16 protein-coding genes are annotated in these 18,448 nt (G+C 67.0%); 7 read left to right on the top strand and 9 right to left on the bottom strand.

Going from position 1 to position 18,448, the window contains the following annotated elements; all coding sequences use genetic code 11:
* Window positions 1-50: 50 nt before the first annotated feature.
* The 4 genes from N7640_RS14850 to wrbA all read right to left on the bottom strand — a co-directional run bounded on the left by N7640_RS14850 (window position 51) and on the right by wrbA (window position 4,091).
* The gene (locus N7640_RS14850) at window positions 51-1,376 is read right to left on the bottom strand and encodes a sensor histidine kinase (protein ID WP_279902720.1); all 1,326 of its coding nucleotides are present in this window, start codon (window positions 1,374-1,376) and stop codon (window positions 51-53) included.
* The gene (locus N7640_RS14845; protein ID WP_279902721.1) at window positions 1,373-2,071 is read right to left on the bottom strand and encodes a response regulator transcription factor; all 699 of its coding nucleotides are present in this window, start codon (window positions 2,069-2,071) and stop codon (window positions 1,373-1,375) included. The genes N7640_RS14850 and N7640_RS14845 overlap by 4 nt, the downstream gene beginning before the upstream one ends.
* A 191-nt stretch (window positions 2,072-2,262) precedes the next feature.
* Window positions 2,263-3,465 (bottom strand): MFS transporter, encoded by a 1,203-nt coding sequence (locus N7640_RS14840; RefSeq protein WP_279902722.1) that lies wholly within the window; start codon window positions 3,463-3,465, stop codon window positions 2,263-2,265.
* Window positions 3,465-4,091: an NAD(P)H:quinone oxidoreductase gene (wrbA, locus tag N7640_RS14835; protein ID WP_279902723.1), complete on the bottom strand. Its 627-nt coding sequence runs from the start codon at window positions 4,089-4,091 to the stop codon at window positions 3,465-3,467. The genes N7640_RS14840 and wrbA overlap by 1 nt, the downstream gene beginning before the upstream one ends.
* Before the next feature lie 103 nt (window positions 4,092-4,194).
* On the opposite strand from wrbA, the gene N7640_RS14830 reads away from it, so the two are divergent.
* Window positions 4,195-5,100 carry a LysR family transcriptional regulator gene (locus N7640_RS14830; protein ID WP_279902724.1) on the top strand — a complete coding sequence of 302 codons (906 nt, stop codon included), beginning with the start codon at window positions 4,195-4,197 and terminating at the stop codon, window positions 5,098-5,100.
* Between the two features lie 124 nt (window positions 5,101-5,224).
* Here N7640_RS14830 and N7640_RS14825 read toward each other — a convergent pair whose 3' ends face one another.
* On the bottom strand, window positions 5,225-6,055 hold the full coding sequence (locus N7640_RS14825; protein ID WP_279902725.1) for an alpha/beta hydrolase: 831 nt from the start codon (window positions 6,053-6,055) through the stop codon (window positions 5,225-5,227).
* Between the two features lie 257 nt (window positions 6,056-6,312).
* Here N7640_RS14825 and N7640_RS14820 point away from each other — a divergent pair, with 257 nt between their 5' ends.
* On the top strand, window positions 6,313-6,759 hold the full coding sequence (locus N7640_RS14820) for a MerR family transcriptional regulator (protein WP_279902726.1): 447 nt from the start codon (window positions 6,313-6,315) through the stop codon (window positions 6,757-6,759).
* Window positions 6,760-6,815: 56 nt separating this feature from the next.
* Here the strand turns inward: N7640_RS14820 and N7640_RS14815 are convergent, their stop codons facing one another.
* Entirely contained in the window at window positions 6,816-7,820 is a 1,005-nt protein-coding gene (locus N7640_RS14815; RefSeq protein ID WP_279902727.1) for an acetoacetate decarboxylase (ADC), read from the bottom strand.
* A gap of 304 nt (window positions 7,821-8,124) precedes the next feature.
* On the opposite strand from N7640_RS14815, the gene N7640_RS14810 reads away from it, so the two are divergent.
* The 4 genes from N7640_RS14810 (at window position 8,125) to N7640_RS14795 (ending at window position 13,696) form a co-directional block, all read left to right on the top strand.
* Complete coding sequence (locus N7640_RS14810; RefSeq protein ID WP_279902728.1) at window positions 8,125-9,186, top strand: saccharopine dehydrogenase NADP-binding domain-containing protein; 1,062 nt, start codon at window positions 8,125-8,127, stop codon at window positions 9,184-9,186.
* 108 nt (window positions 9,187-9,294) lie between these two features.
* Entirely contained in the window at window positions 9,295-10,527 is a 1,233-nt protein-coding gene (locus N7640_RS14805; RefSeq protein WP_279902729.1) for an NADH:flavin oxidoreductase/NADH oxidase family protein, read from the top strand.
* 163 nt (window positions 10,528-10,690) lie between these two features.
* Complete coding sequence (locus tag N7640_RS14800; RefSeq protein WP_220812021.1) at window positions 10,691-11,953, top strand: sodium:proton antiporter; 1,263 nt, start codon at window positions 10,691-10,693, stop codon at window positions 11,951-11,953.
* A 108-nt stretch (window positions 11,954-12,061) separates the two neighbouring features.
* The gene (locus N7640_RS14795; protein WP_279902730.1) at window positions 12,062-13,696 is read left to right on the top strand and encodes a methyl-accepting chemotaxis protein; all 1,635 of its coding nucleotides are present in this window, start codon (window positions 12,062-12,064) and stop codon (window positions 13,694-13,696) included.
* A gap of 47 nt (window positions 13,697-13,743) precedes the next feature.
* Here N7640_RS14795 and N7640_RS14790 read toward each other — a convergent pair whose 3' ends face one another.
* Window positions 13,744-14,319 (bottom strand): TetR/AcrR family transcriptional regulator, encoded by a 576-nt coding sequence (locus tag N7640_RS14790; RefSeq protein WP_279902731.1) that lies wholly within the window; start codon window positions 14,317-14,319, stop codon window positions 13,744-13,746.
* Window positions 14,320-14,593: 274 nt separating this feature from the next.
* On the opposite strand from N7640_RS14790, the gene N7640_RS14785 reads away from it, so the two are divergent.
* Entirely contained in the window at window positions 14,594-15,403 is an 810-nt protein-coding gene (locus tag N7640_RS14785) for an AraC family transcriptional regulator (RefSeq protein WP_279906206.1), read from the top strand.
* 60 nt (window positions 15,404-15,463) lie between these two features.
* On the opposite strand, the gene N7640_RS14780 is transcribed toward N7640_RS14785, so the two are convergent.
* Both N7640_RS14780 and N7640_RS14775 read right to left on the bottom strand, forming a co-directional pair.
* Entirely contained in the window at window positions 15,464-17,254 is a 1,791-nt protein-coding gene (locus N7640_RS14780) for an alpha/beta fold hydrolase (RefSeq protein WP_279902733.1), read from the bottom strand.
* 60 nt (window positions 17,255-17,314) lie between these two features.
* Entirely contained in the window at window positions 17,315-18,154 is an 840-nt protein-coding gene (locus tag N7640_RS14775) for a transporter (protein WP_279902734.1), read from the bottom strand.
* Between the last annotated feature and the right edge of the window lie 294 nt (window positions 18,155-18,448).

The following is an 18,448-nucleotide window of genomic DNA, read 5'->3' as shown; positions in this document are numbered from 1 at the left end:
GAGAAATGTTCGCCTCAAGCCGAGCGGCGAGGAAAACACTTTTACAACTGTTACGCACGCGGCAGGCGCAGCTCCAGTTGCAACCCGCCGCCGTCCAGGTTGCGCGCCAGGATGCGCCCGCCGGTGGCCTGCACCTGGCGCTCGGCCAGCGCCAGGCCCAGGCCGAAGCCGGCGCGCTCGCCGGAGGCGCGGAAGAACGGCCTGAAGATGCGCTCCAGCCACGGCTCGGGCACGCCCGGCCCCTGGTCGGCGACCGTCAGCCGGTAGGCGTCGCCGGCCTCGGCCAGCGCCACCCTCACCTCGCCGCCCGGCGGCGTGTGGTCCAGGGCGTTGCGCACCACGTTCTCGATGGCCTGGCCGAGGGCGCGGTGGCTGCTGCCGGCCAGCATGGCCTCGCCGGGAAGCTCGGCGACCAGGCGCCGGTCGGGGAACTCGAAGCGCGCGTCGTCGAGGATGCTGTCGACCAGGGCGGTGAGGTCGAGGGTCTCGTCGCGCAGCTCCGGGCGCTCGTTCTCCAGCCAGCCGAGGGTCAGGGCGTCCTCCACCAGGCGGCGCATCTCGCCGCACTCGCCGCGGATGCGTTCCAGCAGGCGACGGTTGCCCGGCTCCTGCTCGGCCAGGCTGACCGCCATCTCGATCCGCGTCAGCGGCGTGCGCAGCTCGTGGGACATGTCCGCGAGGCGCTGGCGCTGGTCGATGATCAACTGGCCGGTGCGCTCGGCCATGGCGTCGAAGGTCCCCGCCAGGCTGGCCAGTTCGTCGTTGCGCGAACCCAGCAGCGAGCGCACGCGCACGCCGTAGCCGCCGTCGGCGAACTGGCGGGTGGCCTGCTCCAGCCGGCCCAGCGGCTGCATCAGGTGGCGATAGAGCAGCCAGCACACGCCGACCAGCGTGGCCAGCGGCACCACGAACTGCAGCAGCAGCCAGACATAATGCCAGTACAGGCCGGGGCGCATGCGCTGCGGCAGGATGATCAGGAAGTGGGTCCTGCCGTCGGCGAACGGCAGGTCCATGATCGGGTTTTCCGGGAAGTACAGGTGAATCTTCCACGCCACGTCGCGGCCCAGGCTGAAGCCCTCGTGGAAGCGCTCGTTGAGCACGCCCGCCAGCGGCCGCACCTCGGACTCGACCACCGCCGCCCAGGTCTGCTCCTGCTGTTGCAGAGTCTCCAGCCAGCGCGCCAGGGCATCGTGGTCGCCGGCCTGGTACAGCGCCTCGGCCTGGGCGCCGTAGTGCTTGAGCGTGCGCTGGTGCTCGGGGTCGATGAAACTCATGCGCTCCTCGGTCTGCCAGGCCAGCCTGGCGATCAGCCAGAACAGCAGCACGCTGCCAAGGGCGATCACGATGCACAGCTTCCAGAACAGTTGGCGCTTCATGCGAAGACGTACCCGCGGCCGTGCAGGGTCTGCAGGCGGTCGGCGGCCAGCCCGGCCTCGGCCAGGCGCCGGCGGATGCGGCTGACGTGCATGTCCAGGCCACGGTCGTAGCTGCTGTATTCGCGCTCCAGCACCACGCGGTAGAGGTAGGGCTTGCTCAGCGCCTCGCCGCGCTGGCTGACCAGCTGCCACAGCAGGCGGAACTGGATCGGCGTCAGCGCCAGCTCGCGCTCGCCGACCCGCGCCTGCAGGGCGTGGCGGTCCAGGTGCAGATCGTCCACCCGCAGGTCGCCGGGCTGCGCGCCTCTGCCCGCCTCGGCCGGGCGGGTACGGCGCAGCACCGCGTCGATGCGCAGCTGCAGTTCGGTGATGTTGAACGGCTTGGGCAGGTAGTCGTCGGCGCCGTGGCGCAGGCCGCGGATGCGCTCCTCCTCCGCGCCGCAGGCGGTGAGCATGATCACCGGCGTCTGCTGCTGCTCGCGCAGGCGGCGCAGCACCACCAGGCCGCTGATGTCCGGCAGCAGCACGTCCAGCAGCACCAGGTCCGGCGGCTCGTCCAGCGCCATGGCCAGCCCGGCCTCGCCCAGGTGGCTGCAGCGGGTGGCGTAGCCCTGGCCGCGCAGCAGCTCGCCGAGCTGGGCGCACAGGGTGGTGTCGTCCTCGATGATGAGGATGCGGGCCAGGTGGCTGGTCATGAGGGAACGTCCGGAATCTAAGGAGAACGATTCTCATGCAGAAGCGGGCAAACTGCAAAGCATCCGGTGCCCGCCGAAAGCATCGCGGCCGAGAAGGCGCTCCCTCCTTCCCGAGCCGCCAGCAGGGAAACCGAGGGGCAGTCCCCGGGCTTTCCTCGATACGACTGGCTTCGGCGCCGTCGCAGCCCTACCTACTGCCGAACACCCTGCGGCGCTCGCCCGAGCGAGATGGCGACCACGGCAGCCACCAATGCCGCGCCTGCGACCAGGGTTGCGGCCGAGCCCCAGCCATACGCCTGTATCGCACTGCCGATGGCGATGGGACCGACGATCTGGCCCAGGTTGTTGCCCTGGATGATCAGGCCGAGCACGACGGGCACGAGGCCCGCCGTGGGTGCCGCGATCGGCGCGGTGGACAGCAGCGCCGCGGGGATCAGCCCGCCCACGGCCGAGAAGACCACACAGAGCATGAAGGTGGCGGTGTCCGGCAGCACCGGCAGGAAGATGCCGAGGCTGGCGAGGCCCATCGTCAGGCTAGCGCCCGCGAGAAGGGTGGACCGCGCCGTGCCGCGCGACAGCAGAACGCCCGCGGCCAGGTTGCCGAGGATATTCGCTGCCGTCGCGAGCGCGCTCAACAGGCCGGCGCTCCTGTGCGTCACCTCCATGCGCTCCATGAGCAGCACGGGCAGAAAGCTGAACAACGCGAAGAACATCAGGCTGTAGAGCGCGAACATGGCCGCGAGCAGCACGGGCTTCCTGGCCCTGAAGACATTAAGAGCAGCCGTGTTCAGGCTTCGCCACGACCAACGCTGCCACGCACCGGTGAGCGGAATCACGAGAGGCACCAGCAGGCAGACCAGCAGGGCCAGCCCGCCGCTGGTCCACCAGATCGCCCGCCAGGTCCCGAACAACGGTCCCGCGAGCATGGCGACCGCCATGCCCACCGGCATGAAGCAGCTCCAGAGGGCGAAGGCGAAATCGCGATGGGAGGGCCCGGTCACCTGGGCCAGGATCGACGGCGCCGCGACCGTGATCAGGAGAAAACCCGCGCCCTCGATCACCCTCGACAGCAGGAGCGTCGGCAGGGACGCGGCCACGGCGCCAAGTGCCGCGCCGAGGATCGCCGTGAGCAGACCCAGGATCAGGATGCGCCGGCCGCCAAAGCTCGCGACCAGGGCACCGGTGGGTATGCCGCCGACCAGTCCGAGCACGGCGAAGATTCCCGTCAGCCAGCCGATGCCCGCCAGACCGATGCCCAGGTCCGCCTGCAGCATGGGCGCCGCGATCACGGCCTTGCCCACCTGCAGCGCCGCCACGACGCCGGCGCCGACGATCAGCGCTACGCTGGCCCAGCGGGTCGACGTGGCTTGCGCTGCGTGCGCCGCGCCGGCCATCACGCCGCCTCTTGCCTGCGCCCGGCGACCAGCGCGCGGGCGATCCCGGCGACATGCCGGCCCTGGAAACGGGCGCCAGCCAGCTCGTTGTCACTCGGCTGGCGATCGCCGCCAGCACCGTCGTCGGCGAGCGTCGAGGCTCCATAGGGGCTGCCGCCGGTGACTTCGTCCATCCGCAGCTGACCCTTGAAGCTGTAGGGCAGGCCGACCACCAGCATGCCGAGGTGCAGGAGCACGGTGTGCGTGGACTGGATAGTGGTCTCCTGACCGCCATGCTGGCTGCCGGTCGAGGTGAAGACGCTGCCCACCTTGCCGACGAACCTGTCTTCGGACCACAGCCTGCCGGTCTGATCGAGGAAGTTCTTCATCTGTGACGCCATGTTCCCGTAGCGGGTCGGCGTGCCGATGATGATCGCGTCGTAGTCGGCAAGCTCGGCGACGGTGGCGACCGGGGCCTTCTGGTCGGCCTTGTAGCCCGCGCGCTTCGCGGCCGCTTCCGGTACGAGTTCGGGAACGCGCTTCATATCCACCGATGCCCCCGCTTGGCGCGCGCCTTCCGCGACCGCGGCAGCCATCGCCTCGATATGGCCATAGGAGGAGTAATAGAGCACCAGGACCTTGGTCATTGGGATTGCCTCGCAAGTTGTGATGGGGTGCGCCAAGAGTGCTTCATCTGGCTGTTCGGCATAAGCGATATAATCTTCATCAAGTCGATCAATTGAGGTGAACATGCTGGATGCACTGACTCTCGACCAGATGCGGACCTTCGTGACCGTCGCCGACGCCGGCAGTTTTCGCGCCGCCGCCAGCAAGCTGTACCGGGTGCAGTCGGGCGTGAGCGTGGCGATCGGCAATCTGGAGGCACAGCTCGGCGTCCTGCTGTTCGACCGCTCCGGGCATCGGCCGGTGTTGACGGCGGAAGGCAGGGTGCTGCTCGGCAATGCCCGCGACATCCTGCTGCGCGTCGATGCGATGCGGGCCAAGGCGCGCGGACTGGGCGACGGCCTGGAGTTGGAACTGCCGCTTGCCGTCGACACGCTGTTTCCGATCCAGCAGGTCGGCGTGGCGATCGCCCGGATGCGGTCCATCTACCCCTCGGTCACGGTCCGGGTCGTGGTCGAGCCCCTCGGCGGCCCGCTGCAGGCGCTCAAGGAAAAGCGCTGCACGCTCTCGATCATGGTGGGCGAGGACTTCCGAGACCCGCGCATCACCTTCGAGGCCCTGTCCTCTGTCTCGCAGGTCGTGGTGGTGGCCGCCGGGCATCCGCTGGCCAGGCAGGAGGCCGGCCAGCCGATCGGGGTCATGGAACTGGCCGATCACCTCCAGATCGTGCTCTCCGATCCCTCCCGCGTCTCCGAGGGCCGCGACTTCGGCGTGATCTCGCCGCAGACCTGCCGGGTGAACACCCAGGATGCCAAGCACGCCCTAATCCTGGCGGGCGTCGGCTGGGGGCGGCTGCCGCTGTGGCTGGTGAGGCGCGATCTGGACGAAGGCCGGCTGCTGCGGCTGAGGACCCACTCGCTGGGACGCGAGGGCGAATCCGTATCGGAGGCTTACCTGGCCCATCGCCTCGACGAACCGATGGGTCCCGCCGCCCGCGCGCTGGCCGAGGCGCTGGTGGCACTCAACGCATAGCGCCCTCGCAACGACACGGCGAACCCTGGCGATCGGGTGCCGGCATGATGGCTTCCGGGGAGCGAGCCGAACGCGTTCGGGTAAAAAGCGGAGGCCAGGGGCGAGCCCCTGCCCCCCGCGAAAATCAACTGCGCACGAACGCGAGCAGATCGTTGTTGATGGTGTCGGCGTTGACCGTCGGCATGCCGTGGGAGAAGCCCGGGTAGATCTTCAGGGTGCTGTTGCCGAGCAGCTTCGCGGACAGAACGCCGGCGTTCTCGTGGGGGACGATCTGGTCGTCGTCGCCGTGCATCACCAGCACGGGGATGGTGATGCGCTTGAGGTCGTCGGTGAAGTCGGTCTGGGAGAAGGCGACGATGCCGTCGTAGTGAGCCTTGGCGCCACCCATCATGCCCTGCCGCCACCAGTTCCAGATGATCCCTTCCGATGGCTTGGCGCCCGGGCGGTTGTAGCCGTAGAACGGCCCCGCCGGAATGTCGTGGTAGAACTGCGCACGGTTGGCGGCGAGCTGGGCCTGGAGGTCGTCGAACACCTGCTTCGGCAGGCCGCCCGGGTTGCTCTCGGTCTTCACCATCAGCGGTGGCACCGCGCTGATGATCACCGCCTTGGGCACGGGGTCCTCCGGGTGGCGCACGATGTAGCGGACCACTTCGCCGCCGCCAGTGGAGTGGCCGACGTGGATGGCCTTCTGTGCGCCCAGGTGCTCGACGACCGCGGCGACATCGTCGGCGTAGTGGTCCATGTCGTGGCCGTCCCAGACCTGGCTGGAGCGCCCGTGGCCGCGGCGATCGTGAGCGATAACCCGGAACCCCTGCGCCAGGAAGAAGAGCATCTGCGCATCCCAGTCGTCGGCGCTGAGCGGCCAGCCGTGGTGGAAGTAGATCGCCTGGGCGTCGCGTGGGCCCCAGTCCTTGTAGAAGATCTCAACCCCGTCCTGCGTTGTGACGTATCCCATAGTCGTTTCTCCTATGTGATGTGGAGACAAACGATCGACAGCGTTCTGCCTGATCGTGTTTCGCTCATGGTCCGAGCGGTCGCTCCTGCGCTGGGTCTGGATGGGAACGCCGCAGAAGGCATCGCTGCCCGCCCCGCCCATCCGCCACGGCCCCGGCGATCCGCTCCGGGCTTCCCGAAGCGCTTTCGTGCTTGGCCGCGTTTCGACTGTAGGTTTAAAGTAAACTTTAATGTCAACGCCTTTCGAGAGTGTGGGATATGAAAATCGGAGAACTGGCGAAGCTCAGCGGCCTGACGGCTTCGCGCATCCGCTTCTACGAGTCGAGCGGCCTGATCAGGTCGGTGGAGCGCAAGGCGAACGGCTACCGCGATTACGGCCCCGAGGCGGTGTGGATTCTGGAGATCATCGCCGGCGCGCAGAACGCCGGCTTCTCGCTGGAGGAGATCCGCAACCTGCTGCCGGTCAGTTCCGATGCCTGGCGGCATGACGAGCTGCTGGAGAGCCTCAAGCGCAAGGTGGGCGAGATCGAAATGCTGCAGAAGCGCCTGGAGCAGAACAAGGCGCAACTGCTGATCGTCATCGAAGGCATCGAGACCAAGCCCGAGGGAATGCGCTGCGCCGACAACACGCAACGGCTGCTGAACCGCTTTCGCGAAGACGGGCAGGAGGAAAAGGCGACGAGCGAAAGCTCGACCCTGGTCTGAAGCGCGATCAGGTCAGGCCATCATGGCCTGACCTGCTTCCTCGAATCCGTGCGGACTCAATCGCGTTCCAGCATGGCCTTCAGGGGCTCCGGAGAATACAGAGCGCTCTGGAATGCCGGCACATACTCGTACTTCATCATTTTCCCCAGATCCAGGGACTCGATGTAGGCGGACAGGCTGCCGTCGTTCAGGGTGAGCTTCACCGCCTCCTCGCTCGAACTCGACGCATGGCTCTGCTGGCGCGAAATCGCATAGCCGTAGGCCAGTTCGCCGTCGTGGCCGATGTTGGTGAAGCTGTTGGTGACCATCTCGATCTCGTCCGAGAGGTCGTCGAGCTTCTCGCCCTCGAAGGTGACGTCGACCTTCCCCGTCTCCTTGTCGATGATCTCGAAGACGACCGACTTGTCGGTCTCGCGGTAGTTGATCTCGGTCAGCCACTTCGGCAGGTTGTAGCCGACCACGCCCCGCACTTCGGCCAGCTCCGTGTTCACCGGCAGCTTGAGCACGTAGCCCCAGAAGTCCTTGGACATGGCCTGGCCGACCAGGGTGACGGGCCCCAGGTTGGAGTTGCCGGGCTTGTTGGTGACGATCGACAGCGCGATCTCGTTGTAGCTGTCGTTGTCGCAGTATTCGTAGGCGTAGGCGGTGAACGCCACCAGGCCCCGGCCCGGCCACACCTGAAGCGGCTGGACCTGCTCCAGGACCTCGGCGGGCATGAGTTCCCTCAGCCTGTCGATGTCCGCCGTGAACACCGCCGTCACCCGGTTGTTCTTGTAGTAGAAGTTGGGCGAATACGACTCGAAGCCCATGTCGACCTTGGTCTTCTTCAGTTCCCGGAACCAGCTCAGGTCGATGTCCGGAGCCTCGGCGGCGATCACCGACAGCGGCGGGTTCGACTCATAGCGGTCGTACAGCCCGCCCGCCACCACACTCACTTCACGGCCGCCGAGGTTGGTCCTGCCGTCGAGCTGGGCGGCCTCGAGGGAGCCTTCCGCCCATGAGGAGGCTGCAAAGGCACTCAGCAGCACGCCCGTGATCACCGCAATATTTCCGAGTTTCATTCTCTGTCTCCGCTTGCGCTATGGCTGATATGCGAGCAGAAACCAGGTTGTCTGCGTCGCCCTGGCACACCCGTGAGAGGCCAGCTGCGCGCACCCTAACGTTGAACTGAACTTCAAGGTCAAGCGTATGCCTGGGGCTTTATTCATTGCGATTCGTGTCAGCGATGAACGACCGGGAACGACACACCCGGAGCGCCCGTGCCGGCTCAGGGGACGCCATTGACATTGAATTTAACTTCAAGGTTACCGTCCGGCACCTACCCGGGCGGGCAGCGGCACGCCCTTGGCCATGCAGGAGCCTCCCATGGAAAAGCAGATGAACTGGATGATCTACGGCGCGTACGGCTACACCGGCGAGCTGATCGCCCGCGAAGCGGTGCGGCGCGGCTACCGGCCGGTGCTGGCCGGCCGCAGTCGCGCCAAGGTCGAGGCGCTGGCCGGCGAACTCGGCCTCGAAGCGCGCCACTTCGACCTCGGCGACGCGGCGCGGCTGGACGCGCAGCTCGCGGGCTGCGAACTGGTGATGCACTGCGCCGGCCCCTTCTCCACCACCGCGGCGCCGATGATGGAGGCCTGCCTGCGCGCCCGCGCCCATTACCTGGACATCACCGGCGAAATCCCGGTGTTCGAGCACGCCCAGACGCTGAACGAGCTTGCGCGCTCCGCCGGCGTGGTGGTCTGCCCGGGCGTGGGATTCGACGTGATCCCCACCGACTGCGTGGCCGCCGCGCTCAAGGCCGCCCTGCCCGATGCGCCCCATCTGGCGCTGGGCTTCGACACCCGCTCCAGCATGTCGCCCGGCACCGCCAAGACTTCCATCGAGGGGCTGGCGCAGGGCGGCAAGGTGCGCCGCGACGGCAGGATCGTCCAGGTGCCGCTGGCCTACCGGGTGCGCCGCATCGACTTCGGCGACGGCGAGAAGCCTGCCATGACCATTCCGTGGGGCGATGTCTCCACCGCCTACCACACCACCGGCATCCCCAACATCGAGGTGTTCGTGCCCGGCTCCCCGGGCATGATCCGCGGCGCCAGGTTCGCCAACCTGATCCGCCCGCTGCTGGGGCTGCCCTGGGTACAGCGGCAGCTGAAGGCCCGCATCGGCAGGAAGGTCACCGGGCCGGACGACGGCAAGCGCGCCGGGTCGGGCACCTGGGTCTGGGGCGAGGCGCGCAATGCCCGTGGCGAGCGCAAGGTGGCCCGGCTGCGCACGGTCAATGTCTACAGCCTGACCGTCACCGGTGCGCTGGCGGTGATCGGCTACCTGATGCAGATGCGGCCGGCCGGCGGCGCCTACACCCCGGCCAGGCTGCTGGGCCCCGACCTGGTGACCAGCCTGCCCGGGTCGGGCGAACTGCGCATCGAGTGAGGCACGCCCCGGCGCGTGGATGCCGCCGTCCGGGCCGCGAAGAAGCCCTTGACATTCAAGTAAACTTTAATCTTAAGGTCGCACCACCATCACACGAGGTAGTGCTTCATGGGCGTTTTCGACGAGTTGACCCTCCCCAACGGCTCGCGCATGCCGAACCGTATCGCCAAGGCCGCCATGGAAGAGAACATGGCCGACGACGACCAGGCGCCATCCGAAAAGCTGATGCGCCTGTACCAGGCCTGGGCCGATGGCGGTGCCGGGCTGATCATCACCGGCAACGTGATGGTCGACGGCCGCGCCATGACCGGCCCCGGCGGCGTGGTGCTGGAAGATGACAGGCAGCTGGAGAAGTTCAAGCGCTGGGCCCGGATCGGCCGCTCCAAAGGCGCGCAGTTCTGGCTGCAGATCAACCACCCCGGCCGCCAGATGCAGGCCAACCTCGGGCAGAAGACCTGGGCGCCCTCGGCCATCCCGCTGGACCTGGGCATGATGTCGAAGCACTTCAACACCCCCTATGCGATGACGCCGGAAGTCATCCATGAGGTGATCCGCCGCTTCGCCCGCACCGCCCGGCTCGGCGAACTGGCCGGCTTCACCGGCGTGGAGATCCACGCGGCCCACGGCTACCTGCTGAGCCAGTTCCTGTCGCCCCTGACCAACCGGCGGACGGACGAGTGGGGCGGAGCCCTGGAGAACCGGGCGCGCCTGCTGCTGGAGATCGTCAAAGCCGTACGGGCCGAGGTTTCCCCCGGGTTCTCGGTGGCCGTCAAGCTCAACTCCGCGGATTTCCAGCGCGGCGGCTTCAGCGCCGAGGACGCCGAGCAGGTGGTACGGCTGCTCAATGGCCAGGGCGTCGATCTGGTCGAGCTGTCGGGCGGCAGCTACGAGGCGCCGGCCATGCAGGGCGAGGCCCGCGACGGCCGCACCCTGGCGCGGGAGGCCTACTTCCTGGAGTTCGCCCGCGATATCCAGAGGGTCGCGACGATGCCGGTGATGGTCACGGGCGGCATCCGCCGCCGGCCGGTGGCCGAACAGGTGATCGACAGCGGCGTCGCCATGGTCGGCATCGGCACGGCCCTGGCCATCGACCCGGACCTGCCGCGCGACTGGCGCCAGGGCAAGGACAGCGCTCCGCAGCTGCCGCCCATCACCTGGAAGAACAAGACCCTGGCCTCCCTGGCCAACATGGCGGTGGTCAAGTTCCAGCTGCGCAAGCTCAGCCTGGACAAGACACCCAATCCCGGGGTGTCGCCGCTGCGCGCGCTGATCATGCAGCAGCTGGCCAACGCCTCGCGTACCCGCCAGTACCGACGCTGGATGGCCCGGCGCACGCGCTGACGGCCGCGGCGCACGCCGGCTCGCCTGCCCCGCCACAGCGGGGCCGGGCAGTGTGAGCCGGCACACAGGCTGGCCGCCGGGCCGGCCGGCACGGGGCGTTTCGGCTTGTCCGATGCGGGTGCGGGAAGCGATGATGCCCGCCCCGTTTTTCAGGAGCCCGCCGATGCTCAACCTCGTCGCCGCCTTCATCAGCCTGACCACCCTGCTCACCTACGTGAACTACCGGTTCATCAGGCTGCCCCCGACCATCGGCGTGATGGCCACCGCGCTGGTCTTCTCGGCCCTGCTGCAGGTGGTCAGCCTGGCCGGCTTCCCGGTGCTGGAGCTGGAGATGCAGCGGCTGATCCGCGACATCGACTTCTCCGAAATCCTCATGACCTGGTTCCTCCCGGCCCTGCTGTTCGCCGGCGCGCTGCACGTCAACCTCAACGACCTGCGCAGCTACAAGTGGCCGATCGGCCTGCTGGCCACCTTCGGCGTGCTGCTGGCGACCGCCATCATCGGCGGCCTGGCCTGGTTCATCTTCGACCTGATGGGCTGGCAGATTCCCCTGCTCTACTGCCTGCTGTTCGGCGCGCTGATCTCGCCGACCGACCCCATCGCGGTGATGGGCATCCTCAAGTCCGCCGGCGCGCCCAAGCCGCTGGCGACCACCATCGTCGGCGAGTCGCTGTTCAACGACGGCACCGCCGTGGTGGTGTTCAGCATCCTCCTGGCGATCCTGCTCAGCGGCCACACGCCGACCTTCGGCGAGGTGAGCTGGATGTTCGCCAAGGAGGCCATCGGCGGCGTGCTGTTCGGCATGGCCATCGGTGGCGCGACCCTGTTGATGATGCGCGGCATCGACCAGTACCAGGTGGAGGTGATGCTGACCATCGCCCTGGTGTTCGGCGGCGCGGCGCTGGCCAGGGCGCTGCACGTGTCCGGCCCGATCGCCATGGTGGTGGCCGGCCTGATCATCGGCAACTACGGCCGCCAGCACATCATGTCCGACGAGACCCGGCGCTACATCGACAAGTTCTGGGAGCTGATCGACGAAATCCTCAACGCCCTGCTGTTCGCCCTGATCGGCCTGGAGCTGCTGCTGTTGCCGTTCTCCTGGCTGCACATCGGCGCGGCCTGCCTGCTCGGCGCCGCCGTGCTCGCCTCGCGCCTGGTCACCGTGGCACCGCCGATCTTCCTGCTGCGCCGGCTCGGCCACCCGGCGCCGCTGGGCACCATCCGCATCCTGGCCTGGGGCGGCCTGCGCGGCGGCGTCTCGGTGGCGCTGGCGCTGTCCCTGCCGCTGGGCCCGGAGCGCGACCTGCTGCTGACCCTGACCTACATCGTGGTGCTGGTGTCGATCCTGCTGCAGGGCCTGTCCATCGGGCCGCTGGTCAAGCACATCTACAAGGGCCATACACCGCCACCGGCACAATCCGAATAGCAGGCTCAGGGGGAGACTTCCTAGAATTTCAGTGCCAACCGCAATCGGCCGAAGGGCAGACCCGGGATACGGGTCTGCCAATCAACAAAAACAAGAAAGAGGCCTCCGATGTCAGCACTGAGAAACCTCCGCATCAGTACCCGGGTGACCCTGCTGGTCAGCGCCATGGCCATGCTTCTGGTGATCCTGAGCCTGTGGTTCAGCAGCGTGCTGCAGCGGAGCCTGTACCAGGAAAAGATGGCGGGCGTGGCGACGGCGCTCAATACCGCCTCCAACATCCTGGAGCACTACGAGCGGCAGGTCCGGCTCGGGCAGATAAGCCTCACCGAGGCCAAGCAGCAGGCTGCCGAGGTGATCGGCACCATCCGTTACCTGGGCGACCACTACCTGTGGGTGACCAACCTCGATCACGTGGTGGTGATGCACCCCACCTCCCCCAACCTGAACGGCAGGGAGGTCTTCGACTTCAAGGACGCCGAAGGCCGGCTGTTCGTCCGCGACATCATCAGCGGCGTCAGGGAACACGGCAGCACCCTCGTCGAATATTCCTTCCCGCGCCCGGGCTCGACCGTGGCCGAGCACAAGGTTTCGGAGGCCCGCCTGTTCGCGCCCTGGGGCTGGGTGCTGGTCAGCGGTCTCCACCCGCAGGACGTCCGGGACATCGTCAACCAGGTGCTGGTCGGCCCGGCCATCGCCGCCGGCCTGGCCCTGGCGGCCATCGGCCTCCTCGCCTGGCTGTTCGCCAGCAGCATCGTGCGGCCATTGGCCGACACCGCGGGCGCGCTGGCCGGCGCCACCCGGGGCGTGACCGACCTGAGCCTGCGCCTGCCGGTCACGGGTGACGACGAGCTGACCCGGATGTCCGAGAGCTTCAACCACCTGATGCAGGCCGCGCACCAGATAACCTGCGGCATGGCCGAGGCCAGCAACCACGTCTCGGCGACCAGCGACAGGCTTGAGGCGATCACGTCCCAGGCCAGGCAGGGCATGGAGAACCAGCAAGGCGAGACGGACAGCCTGGCGACCGCCATGAGCCAGATGGTGGCGACGGTGCAGGAGGTGGCCCAGAACACCTCGACGGCCGCCACCGCCACGCAGACGGCCGAACAGCAGGCCATCCATGGGCACGAAGTCGTGAAGGCGACGATCGGCTCGATCCAGGACCTCACCCGCGCGCTGGCCGGCAGCGCCTCCGTCGTCGAGCAACTGGCGGGGGACTCCGCCAGGGTCGAGAGGGTGCTGGATGTCATCACGTCGATCGCCGAACAGACCAACCTGCTGGCCCTCAACGCCGCCATCGAGGCGGCCAGGGCCGGCGAGCATGGCCGGGGCTTCGCCGTGGTGGCCGACGAGGTGCGCACCCTGGCCATGCGCACCCAGGCATCGACCCTGGAGATCAAGGAAATCATCGAGCGCGTGCAGCATGGCGCGCGCCGGGCGACCGAGCAGCTCTCGGCCAACGTCGACGCCGCGGAACGGCCGGTACAGGACTCGGCCCGCGCCGGCCAGGCGCTGGAGCAGATCATCGATTCGGTGACGACCGTCAACCAGATGACCCTGCAGATCGCCAGCGCGGCGGAGCAGCAGGCGGCCACCGCGGAAGAGATCAACCGCAGCATCACCCGCATCCACGATGCGACCATCGTCGGCGTCGACGCGCTGCAGCAGACCCGCCAATCCTGCACCGAGCTGCTCGAACTCTCCCACCGCCTGCACGGCCAGGTCGACAAGCTGAAGGTCTGAAACGCGGCATCGTCGATGGGCGGCGCCGTGGGGATGGCCCTACCGGTTCAGTCCCGCTCCGCGGGCAGCCCGAGGCAGTTGGCAGACACGGTCAGCAGTTCGTCCCTGAGCTTGTCGTGGAAGAAGTGCGGATCGAACAGGATCGAACGGTGGATCAGCGACTCGACGATGCATTCGACGACATACAGCGCCTGGCGCACATCGGGCCGGGGCACCGCCTGCCCGCACTCATGCAGATGCTCTTCCAGCACGCTGATCAGCGCGCCGGAGACGCGCTCGAAGTGATGCGGCTTGCTGAGCCTGCCCAGGTGCTCGATCAGCACCCGCTGCAGAGGAATGTTCATCGCGTAGCTTTCGTGGATCGAGTCGACGAAAACCGCCAGCGCGGTCATCACCTCGCAATCCTGCGATGCCCGCAGCCGCTGCTCGACATGCTCCAGCATCCGATCGCAGTGGCGCTTGATCAGGCAGGCCAGCAAGGCGTCCTTGTTGGAGAAATACTCGTACAGCGAACCGACGCTGACACCCGCCAGCTCGGCGATCCGGGTGGTGCTGGTCTTCTCGAATCCATCGCGGGCGAACAGGATGGCGGCGGCTTCCAGAATGGCATCGACGGTCATCATCGAACTATGCTGCCGGGGCGTGCGGCGCGACCTGGGGTCAGGCCGGGGACGGCTGAAAGTCATGAAAATACCCGCATGGTTCTTCTTGTTGTTCGGCCGGCGGCAACCGCCATCGCCCTTGCGGCGCCACCTTACCCGGCGGGGAAAAACAGAGATTGTAATTTTTGATGATCCACTCCCAGATGGCGGCAAAACAGCCGCAGATGGCTACTGGCCACCAGCCACGTGGGGTACATTCCAGACACGACCGCTTCCGCCAGGACAGTCAACGCAGATGCATGCCTATCACCGCCACCTCAAAGACGCGCTCATGTATCCCTGGAGCAAGCGCACCCTGTTCCTCGGACCGCTGCCCGCGCTGGTCCAGGTGGCCTACGGTGCCGCCACCCTGGTGGTCAGCCTGGGCGACGCGATCTGCTTCAGCGCCGGCAAGCGCGTCGTGCGCTGCCACAGCTTCGTGATTCCGGCAGGGTTGTGCGTGACGATCGACGCCCGCAGCGAGGTGGTCGCCATCTGCCACCTGGATGTCCTGGGAGAGGACTACCTGCGCATCAGCGGCTGCCTGCGGGACGAGTCCGAGGGTGTCGGTATCGAGCTGCGCGACGAAGCGGACTTCAGGGACCAGTTCAGCTCCCTGTACAACCAGCCGGCCGGCTCCGACGATGCCTATCGGCGCCTGGATCGCCTGCTCGAATACGGCTACGCGAACGGTGATGCCGCCTCGGCCATTGATGGGCGTATCAGCCACGTGGTCGCGCGCATCAGGCAGAGCTTTCAGGAGAACCTGCCCGTGGCGGCGCTGGCCGAGATGACGGAACTGTCGGTGCCCAGGCTGGTGCAGTTGTTCAAGCTGCAGACGGGCGTGCCCATTCGCCGCTTCCGTCTCTGGCACCGGATGTACGAGTCCGTGATCTCGATCGGGCGGGGCGAGAACTTCACGGAGGCGGCGCTGAACGCGGGATTCTCCGACCTGCCCCACTACAGCAACTATTTCTGCTCCATGTGGGGCCTGCCGCCCAGTCGCCTGTTCGGCAAGGGCATGCATGCGAGGATCTTCCTGCCGTCCGGGCACGACGCCGCCTGAGCGCTGTCGCTGAAACGACAAGGCCGGCCCTGTCGCCAGGGCCGGCCTTGTCACGGTGCCTCAGTACGGCTGGTAGCAGACGATCATCCAGGTGGCCAGCAGGCCGCACAGCAGCGAGCCGGTGTAGACATTGCCCGTGCGTCGGTAGCAGTAGGTCGACACCACGCTGGTCACGGCGAACAGCGGCAGGTAGCCGTTGCCCAGGATGACCATCAGGGTGTCGTAGCCCACCTCGCCGATGTAGGGCTGGCCGGTGAGATACAGGGACCCCATCTGCGCGGCGATGACCAGTACCGCCCCCAGGGCATTCACCACGAACAGCGCCAGCGTCCAGAACAGATTGTTGCGCAGGTCGCTGCCGAAATCCTTCAGGCGCAGCCAGCCGAACGCCAGCAGGTTGTTGACGAAGAAGATCGCGGTGAAGGGGATGACATAGACGAGCGCGGTGACCAAGCGATGGGGCTCCATCGGCCTGATCAGCAGCATCCACCAGCGTACGTCCACGTGCCAGAAGCCGTAGACCCAGGCCAGGAGCGCATAGCCGCCCGCCACCGTGATCGCCGCCAGCGCCAGCGCCCTGGCCAGGTAGCGCCAGCTGAACGCCATGGCCGTGGGATGGGTGGACAGCCCGTAGCTCAGCAATGTCTCGCCACGCTTGCGGCCGACCAGGAAGTGCCAGAGGACGAACAGGCCGAGGAACCCCGCCTGGATCGCACCGAAATAGACGATCGAGGTATTGGCGAACATCAGGGGGAAGGTCTCGCTGACGCCCAGGTGATGCATCGCCCACATCTGCAGCGGTACCAGCAGCAGCGCCACCGCCGTGACCACGAGCACCGAGCAGGCGAGGTACACCAGCGGCGACTGCGCCTTCCGGGCGCTGGCCGGCTGGACGATGGCCGCGAACGGCGCCGTCGCCAGCAGCCGGATCAGCAGGCCCAGCATGAACAGGATCAGGCCGACATAGGCCACCAGGCTGGCGGCCTCCTTGTAGGGCCACACCTGGTCCAGCGGGTCCATTGCCAACGGGGCCGGCGAAGACAGCTGGAACATGCGCAGGACGTTGGCGATGGCCGTACCGGACTGGTGTACCCCCGCATGGGTCTCGGCCGACTGGGTGGCGATGCGCCCCGTGCCATTGGCGAAGTCGCCATAGGCCCGGCCCAGCACGACCCGCTCCTCCGTGCCGAACGGTCCCTTCAGCCAGTGGCTGTCGACGAAGTCGGCCGCCCTCTTGCGGTCGAAGTAGTTGATCCCCACGAACTCGTCGTACTTGCCGAACTCGACGCCGAAGTTGAAGCCCGCATCCATCGGGATGGTCGGCGCGCCGAGCATGAACCCGGCCTCGTGGCCCCCCTGGGACGATCCCGCCGCCACCACGGTCCTGGCCATGCCACGGTTTTCCAGGGCTGCGGTGATCACCGACCAGCCGCCCATGGAATGCCCGAGCAGGCCGACGTTGTTGCGGTCGACGAATGGCAGGCCATGGACATAGCGCAGCATATCGCCGACGCCCCTGCTGCCGTCCCCGGGAATGACCTGCGAGCCGCCATGGCCGGACAGGTCGGGAGCCAGCACCACGTAGCCCCGCCTGGCGAACTCGAGGCTGAAATTGGTCATGACCTCCTTCTGGTTCACATAGCCGTGGGCGATCACCACCGCCGGTGCCGGCGCGCGATCACTGACACCCTTGGGAATGAACATCAGCGCGCTGAGGCGGGCGCCGTTCTTGCCGGCGATCACCACATCGACGACCTCTATCGCGCCGTTGCCCGACTGGAGGCGCGAAGCGGCGAAGCTGCCCAGCAGCACGAGCAGCAAGCCCAATACGAGTAGCCTGGAATTCTTCATGATCGGTTTTCACCCAATGACATCGTGACGTTTCTTCACCTGCCGCGGCCGGTGGCCGGGTCAGAAGGCGTGCGTGAACTGGACGCTGAAACGGTTATCGATCTTCGGGCCTTCCTTGACGCGAACGTCCTGCAGGTATTGCACGTGCAGGAACTGGTTGGGGGCCAGGGCGAAACGCGAGGTCAGCTGCACGGACGTGGAGTCGAGGCGGCGATCCCAGGTCGCCCCGGACACCTCGGTCGCGCCGCCACGGAAGTGGAACGCGTCCAGAGACACCAGCAACGACGGGTTCACGTCATAGCTGAAGTGGGTTTCCACGGCGTAAAGCGGTTTGCGCTTCAGGGTGCCGCCGTTCCCGCCGAGGTCATTGTTGCGCGAATAGAACTCCACCGAGGGAATCACCTCGGCGCGGAAATCGCCGAAGCCCTTGACCAGTCCCACCTGGGCCTTGAACGCCCACTGATTGCGCCCCAGGTTGACGATATTGTCCCCGTCGTATTCGCCCAGCGGCGCAGTCACCCAGCCACTGACGCCAAACCAGGTCTTCGAGGCCTCGTCATGGATCGGCCAGAACCCCACCAGGAAACTGGGGTCCGCCAGCCCCGAGCTGCGCTTGTACTGCGCATCGACGGCGGCGACGGCATCGCCACTGGCGCTGGCGCGGCCAAACGGAATGATGGCCTCATAGACGGCCGGCATGCCGAACAGGGTCGAGTAATAGACCGGCAGCAACACGTTGATGTTGCTGCTCAGGTCGAAGTCATCCGACACCTTGTGGCCGCGCGAATACAGCTCGTTGCCGGTACCGTAAGTATGCAGGAACTGTATTGCCGCCGTGCCGTCCGGCAACGGGATGTAGTCCCTGGCCTGAACCGCGTACGCGCCCACCGAGTGGGTCATGGACAATACACATGCCGCCAGACAAGTACCTGTGAGCGAGGACCTGGAAATCGCCATTGTCATATCTGCCTTTCTTGTTATTTAGCGTTGGCTGGGCTGCTTAGCTGAGCGTGACGGAACCCCGAACGCCCCTCGGCGGTGCCTGGCTCAAAATGCTACGGAGGCCACCTGCCACCCGCTATTCGGGTCCGCAGCCGCCCTGCGATGGCGATGAAACGGGGCTTCACGAAGCGTCCGGGATGGTCCGTTCAGATATGGGCTGGCGCCTTGGGGGCGGAGGGGCACCGAGCGAAC

It is taken from the genome of Pseudomonas sp. GD04015 (assembly GCF_029837675.1).
Lineage (GTDB): Bacteria > Pseudomonadota > Gammaproteobacteria > Pseudomonadales > Pseudomonadaceae > Aquipseudomonas > Aquipseudomonas paralcaligenes.
This window is presented reverse-complemented; position numbering and strand designations above follow the sequence as displayed.